We start from the raw sequence: 6,764 nt of genomic DNA on the forward strand, positions 1-6,764 counted from the left end.
CCTAAAAATATATAGTGAGGAGTATCAAAAAATGAAAGTTACTTATCTTTCTATAATTAATCAAGAACGAAAGAAGCGATTAAAAAATGGCTTGTATGATTACGTTACAATTACCATGTCATACAATACCAATAAAATTGAAGGCAGCACCTTGACATTATCTGATACTCAATCTTTGTATGAGAAGAATGTCATACTGACAGGTGGACATAAAGTTGATGACATTATTGAAAGTAAAAATCATTTTGCCTTAGTTGACTTTATGCTAGAAACAATAGATGAACCTTTAACCGAACGTTTAATTAAAGAGTATCATCAATTATTAAAAAAAGGTACAAGTGACGTAGAAATGTATGGTATTGGTCGTTATAAAATATTCCCTAATATCGTAGGGGATCAAAAAGTTGCAGAGCCGCACGAAGTGCCTGAGAAAATGGAGAAGTTAATTGCGAATTATAACTTGCTTCAAACAATTGATTTAAAGGATATTTTAACTTTTCATCATCAATTTGAATGTATCCATCCGTTTCAGGATGGGAATGGACGAGTCGGCAGAATTATTATGTTACGTGAATGTTTGAAAAATGATGTTACGCCTTTTATTATTTCTTCCGAACGGCGTGAGGAATATATTCAGGGATTAAAAATGTTTGAAAAAGATCCTTCTTTATTGATCAAAGAAGCGATGTTGCAGCAGGAAGTGTTTCAAGAAATGGCAGAGCCATTTATTAAACACTACACCAAATTAGCAGCTGAGGCAGAACGTTCCAATTCACCTGAAAGATGATAGTGGGATTCACCATATTTGGTGAATCCTTTTTATTTAAAAAATAAATTGAAGGAGTTAGGATAATATGAAAACTGTGGTGTTAGCAGAGAAACCGAGTCAAGGAGCTGCTTATGCAGAAGCATTTCAAAAAACAAAACGGGAAGACGGCTATTTTCTAGTAGAAGATAGTCGTTTTTTTAATGGTCTAGCTTATATTACTTGGGGGTTCGGTCATTTGGTCGAATTGATGCCACCTGAAGCATATAAGGAAGAATGGAAGAGCTGGAGCCTTCAAAACTTGCCGATTCTTCCGGCTTCCTTTCAGTTTCAGGTAGCGAAGGACAAACAGAAACAATTTCAAATAGTGAAGAAGTTGTTAAAAGAAGCGAACGAAATTATTGTGGCTACAGACTGTGATCGTGAGGGAGAAAATATTGCTCAAAGTATTATTCAAATGGCGGGAGCAAGCCATAAACCGAAAAAACGATTATGGATTAATTCTTTAGAAGTCGATGAGATTCAAAAAGGATTTAAGAACTTGAAAGAAGGAAATGTGTATTTGCCTTTGTATCGAGAAGCACAATCAAGACAATTCAGTGATTGGTTAGTCGGAATGAATGCGTCACGTTTATATACATTGTTGCTTCGAGATAAAGGATTAAATGGTGTATTTAGCGTAGGGCGCGTACAAACACCTACTCTGTATCTAATTTATAAACGGCAGCGAGAAATTGAACAATTTAAGCCGCAGCCTTTCTATGAGTGGATAGGAAATGTCCACATCAATAATGGATCATTTGAAGCAAAACATAGAAAACAATTTTTCTCAAAAAAAGAAGCCTACTCAACTTTGGAGACCATTGGAATAAAAGAGGGAAAAAATGAGGGGGTTGTTCAGAAGGTCGAAAGATCATTAAAGAAAACGAAGTCCCCTAAGCTACATTCTCTTTCAACGTTGCAAGGGAAAGCAAATAAGTTATGGAAATACAGCCCGTCAGATGTATTGAAAATTGCTCAATCTCTTTATGAAAAGAAACTAATTTCTTATCCAAGAACAGATACACATTACATTACAGAAAATGAGTTTGTTTATATTAAAGAAAACATAACAAATTACTCATCTGCTTTAGGTGTAGAGATAGATATGGCATTTCCTGAACCTCAGAAACGATTTGTAGATGGGGGTAAGGTTCAAGAACACTATGCACTGGTTCCAACAAAGCAAGTGACAGATTTAAACGGGTTAACGGAGAAAGAACAAAATATTTATAAAGAAATTGTTCTTACAACATTAGCGATGTTCGCACCACTGTATGAATATGAAGAGACAAAAGTAGAAGTTGATGTAAATGGGCTTTTATTTGAAAAGACAGGGAAAGTTGAAAAATCGAAAGGTTGGAAGTCCTTATTTGATACACAAAACAAGTCAGAGGATGAGGAAGAAAAAGCAGCCGTTTTACCAGCTATGACAGAAGGAGAACTGTGTTCAGTTCATGTGTCATTAAAAGAAGGCACTACGCAAGCTCCTAAGCCTTATACAGAAGGTCAACTTATTCAAGTAATGAAACAAGCTGGAAAAGATATAGAAGATGAAGAAGTAAAAGACACATTAAAACGAACGGAAGGAATTGGTACTGAAGCAACAAGAGCCAGTATTATTGAAACACTCAAAGCACAAAGGTATCTAGAAGTGAAGCGAAATATTGTATCTGTCACACAAAAAGGAAAAATTCTTTGTCAGGCAGTAGAAGGAACAATGTTGTCCAGTCCCGAAATGACAGCAAACTGGGAACAGTATTTATACAAAATTGGTCAGGAAGAAGGGAGTCAATCAGAATTCCTTCGGAGAGTTGAGCGGTTTTTACGTTCTTTGACAGAAGAAGCTCCTCAGCAAATGATCCAGCTAGATCAACTAGTAGAAAAGGCAAAGCAAGAAGCAGGAATAGGGGGATGCCCTAAATGCGGAAAAGGTTATATCCAAGATAAAGGGAAATTCTATGGCTGTAGTGGATATAGAAAGGGGTGTACATTTACTTTGCCAAAAGTAATTTGCAGTAAATCAATAAGTGTATCGAACGCTCAGAAGCTTATTAAAGGGGGAAAAACAGCATTAATCAAGGGATTCAAAAGCAAACAAAATAAATCCTTTGATGCGTATTTATACCTTGAAAACGAAAGAGTGTTGTTTGAGTTTCCGAATAAAAAATAATGTTTAGTGTTCTTGAAAGACTCCAAATTTAAATGTTGGAGTCTTTTTCTTTTTGAACGATTAACTGAAAGGAGGTGAGGTACTTGTTTATAAACATAACGCATGTTTTCGAATGGTTGTTTCCATTGATTATTTCATTCTAGACATACAGAGGAGGATTATAGATGGATAAAGAGCTAGCTACAAGGATTGTTCAGTCTGGATGGGGGAATAAATTTAGATTTGATATGGAGGACAGTCATGCTTTGTATTTTGTATCTCCAACAGAGGAGATAAAAGTCCATTGGGACGAGGAAAAGTCCTATTTGTTTGCGGAAGGACGCACGATTGGTGATGAAGATTGGTGTTACTTGGATTGCCTCTCTAAGAAGGAAGTTCAACAAATAGAAAACCGTTTAGAGTTGGAGAAGAAGCTAGGGAATACCAGTAAACAAAATCATCATGAACGGTAAAAAGGAGGGAAATAAAGATGAATTTAACCGTCCTATCTAACGGGAAAGTAGAAGAGGTAGTGCTAGGACTTGTAAAGGAAATAAAGGAAACTTCCATTATTTTTTTAGTACGTGGTGAAGAGACAGTTATACATGAATCCATTGACACATTAAAACATGTAAAAGAAATTGTCGAGGATCGTCCAACTACCTTGATTCCGGTTCATATGGAACAAAGAAAAGTGCTTCTGGATGTGACAGTTCCAGAAAACCAATTAATGAGTGAGCTACAAGGAATGGAATAAAGGAGAAGGAAGGAAATTTTATCATGGTTAAAGTATATAAGAAGAAATCTTGGGAGGAAAAGCGACAGGAGATCCAAAAACTAACGAGTGATATGGAGGAGAAAATCACTTGTTATTTTCAAAGTCCAGAAAGTATCAAAGAATATTTGAGTTTCATGGCGAAGTTTCATCAATATTCTCTTAATAACACTACATTAATAAATAAACAATTTGATGGAGCCGCAGCTGTAGGCTCCTTTAAATTTTGGAAAGAAAAAGGCTTCTCTGTCAAAAAAGGTGAGAAGGGCATTAAAATTTTTGTTCCGAAGGTAACTACTTATTTTAAACGCGGGGATCGAGAGATCCAATTAAAATATGCCAGTGAAGAAGAAAAGAAGAAGATTAAAGCCAAAGAGATCGAAACCTATACTCGTACCTATTTTGATATTGGGCATGTATTTGATATTTCACAAACAGATGCAACAGCTAAGGATTTACCTTCTATTTTTCCTAACCGATGGTTAGAGGGGAAAGTAGACAACTATAACACTATGTATGCAGCGCTAGAAGCGGTAGCAAACTCATACGAAATTAAAATTGTAGAGCCTTATGAGGAGTTAGGTGTTGCTAAAGGGGTTAGCTATACCATGTTGAAAGAAGTTGCGCTGAATCCCCGAAACAGTGAATTGCAAAACGTAAAAACATTAGTCCATGAGTTAGCTCATAATGTCATGCATAATAAACACACCCATGACCAATACACACAACAAGAGAAAGAATTTCAAGCGGAAATGGTGGCTTATACAGTATCTAGCTATTTTGGGTTAGATACTACAGAATACTCTTTACCTTATCTTCATCACTGGACGCGTGGAAAAGAGCTAAAAGACCAAGAAAGGCTACTTAATGAAGTAAGGGAAACAGCCCATAGTTTTATTTCAATAATGGAAGATACCCTTATTAAAGAACGTGAAAAAGAGACAGGTAAAGAGCAGCCAATTGAAAAAGAATTTTTACTTATCTCTTATGATTATTTGTCGCATACAAAACAAGGTTATCTTACTTTAAATGAGTTGAAGGTATTGGCACACGAAGAAAATAAAAGCCAATTTACTACCGGGAATGATATGAGCAACCAGGAGTTTATAAAGGCATTTAATGAGTGCTTCAAAGAGCGTTACGCAGCCATTGACCTTCAGTTAATAGATCAACCGTATATTTTAATCCAATGGTCTGAAGCCAATGAATTGGTTTCTAATAATCTTCTATCTTATGGAGAAGGAAATTACTTTATGGAAAAGCTAGAAGACAAGTATCAATCAGAGATCGGTTATTACAAGACACGCTACCATATTCTTCTACCAGAAGAGTCGGGAATTTCCGTCATTAATATGGATCGTTTAGACATTGGAGGTGGAGATTATGTAAATCCCCATCATCATGTACGGAAAGAGAAAAATCTTTCTGAGGAACAGTGGCTGACTCTGGACAATGATGTAATGAGGTATTTGCTACAGCTTGAAAAAGAAGAACGTAACAATGCGCTGAAAAAGGAAATAAAGGCATTGCAAACATTGGAGAGATAAATTTTAAAAGGAGTGAGCTTTTATGACAGTAACTAGAGAACTTCAAAATGCACTTGAAAAACATGGTAAAACATTAATGCAGATCATTAATGAGCATATTGTGGAGGACGAAAAGGAACAAGCTCTTTTAGGTAAAAAGAAATGGAGACACTTTTAGAAAATCATTTTATCCGCGTAGAAAACTTATTAAAATTTCATATGGATCAACAATCGATAGAGAAGAAGTCGTATTTGTCTGAAGGCTATTCAGAGTTACGAACAGACTTAGATCAACTATGCGATAGTTTTACCCAAAATATTAAAGCTGCCCTCATTTCGGCCAAAGAAAAGTGGAACAACAATATGAATAAGGTTCGAGATAGAGTAGGTAGTGTTAAGCGACAAGCTGAAATGAAGATTAAAGAAAGTGTATTGCATCTAAATGGGCAAATAAAAAGTTTTACAAATATGATTGATGAAAAAGTTACTGTAAATAGCAAAAATGAGAAAGCTCCAGCAAACCCTTATGAGGAAGCTTTGCTTATTCAAGAGAAATATAGAGTAACCTCAAAAACTGCACAATGGAAAAATAAAAAATTCTTACAACAGTTACACCAAGCAGATCCTGAGGCGCATGATCGTTTTCTTTTATTAAAAGAGCTACATCTTGCTCAATTGATGAATGAGTGGAAAAAGCCACAAAAGTTGGAGGGAAAGCTAAGTAAAGAGTCTGTACTAGAAAGGTAACCACAAGTTTTTAAAAATGTATATCTAAAGCACAGTATAGAGCTGTGCTTTAATTTGAAATGAAGTTTGATCATTCATAATAAAGTGTGTAATATTGATTTAACAGGATTTAAGCGTTTCTTTGATCAAACTTTTTATAAATCGCAACTTAAATTTGCAAGATAAGAATCCATTTTGATCAGTCATCCTTTCAAAATGGATTCTTTTTTAACTATCGTAGGCTATATAAGTTAGTCAAACGTTTTTGATCAAACTTTATTTCCAAGATATATAACTTGATACCCATAGCTGAGCATCAAGATAGAAAGAAAGTCTCTTTTAAAGCGTTTATTTTTCAGCATATTTCTGGATCATTTTCTCACCGTATTCGTATACCGAATGATAGCTTGCAGAATCTTTGATAAGAAGCTGAAAAACGAAGTATAAAGGCAACGATAATACCTTCGTTTTCCGATTATATAAAACTTCCTGGAGTTTAACGATATCATAATAATTATCATGAGCGTCGCGTTCTTCTTCATTCAAGACTATAAATACATTATCATATTCATACCAATTAAAATATGAGCCTGTCTGCTTACGAATCACTTCTCCCACATAAAAGCCAATACGAGAAGATAAGGTAATTAAATTCCTTGAACAGAAATCTGTCCCAACCATTCGATTGATGTATTTGTCTATGAGAGACAAGCTTTCTAAAGAATAATTTGAATTTTCTTTTGTAAAGTTTTGTTGCTCCCATTCGTCATTTAAGCGGTC

Annotated in this window: 8 protein-coding genes; 7 read left to right on the forward strand and 1 reads right to left on the reverse strand. The window is 35.1% G+C overall.

All coding sequences use genetic code 11. From position 1 onward, the window contains the following. Nucleotides 1-31 precede the first annotated feature (31 nt). The 7 genes from BBA02S_RS16635 (at nucleotide 32) to BBA02S_RS16660 (ending at nucleotide 6,005) form a co-directional block, all read left to right on the forward strand. Complete coding sequence (locus BBA02S_RS16635; protein ID WP_052475182.1) at nucleotides 32-787, forward strand: Fic family protein; 756 nt, start codon at nucleotides 32-34, stop codon at nucleotides 785-787. Nucleotides 788-854: 67 nt separating this feature from the next. After that, the gene (locus BBA02S_RS16640; protein WP_041114323.1) at nucleotides 855-2,978 is read left to right on the forward strand and encodes a type IA DNA topoisomerase; all 2,124 of its coding nucleotides are present in this window, start codon (nucleotides 855-857) and stop codon (nucleotides 2,976-2,978) included. Between the two features lie 164 nt (nucleotides 2,979-3,142). Continuing rightward, the gene (locus BBA02S_RS16645) at nucleotides 3,143-3,430 is read left to right on the forward strand and encodes a hypothetical protein (protein WP_041098560.1); all 288 of its coding nucleotides are present in this window, start codon (nucleotides 3,143-3,145) and stop codon (nucleotides 3,428-3,430) included. 17 nt (nucleotides 3,431-3,447) lie between these two features. Further along, entirely contained in the window at nucleotides 3,448-3,714 is a 267-nt protein-coding gene (locus tag BBA02S_RS16650) for a hypothetical protein (protein ID WP_041098562.1), read from the forward strand. A 23-nt stretch (nucleotides 3,715-3,737) separates the two neighbouring features. Continuing rightward, nucleotides 3,738-5,279: an LPD25 domain-containing protein gene (locus BBA02S_RS16655; protein ID WP_052477391.1), complete on the forward strand. Its 1,542-nt coding sequence runs from the start codon at nucleotides 3,738-3,740 to the stop codon at nucleotides 5,277-5,279. Between the two features lie 22 nt (nucleotides 5,280-5,301). Beyond that, entirely contained in the window at nucleotides 5,302-5,436 is a 135-nt protein-coding gene (locus BBA02S_RS21360; RefSeq protein WP_255211761.1) for a hypothetical protein, read from the forward strand. Further along, the gene (locus BBA02S_RS16660; protein ID WP_041114322.1) at nucleotides 5,421-6,005 is read left to right on the forward strand and encodes a hypothetical protein; all 585 of its coding nucleotides are present in this window, start codon (nucleotides 5,421-5,423) and stop codon (nucleotides 6,003-6,005) included. Before BBA02S_RS21360 ends, BBA02S_RS16660 begins: the two co-directional genes overlap by 16 nt. Before the next feature lie 327 nt (nucleotides 6,006-6,332). Here BBA02S_RS16660 and BBA02S_RS21085 read toward each other — a convergent pair. After that, a partial coding sequence (locus BBA02S_RS21085; protein WP_061786759.1) for a hypothetical protein occupies nucleotides 6,333-6,764 on the reverse strand: 432 nt, incomplete at its 5' end.

The organism is Bacillus badius NBRC 15713, assembly GCF_001591605.1.
Taxonomy (GTDB): domain Bacteria; phylum Bacillota; class Bacilli; order Bacillales; family Domibacillaceae; genus Pseudobacillus; species Pseudobacillus badius.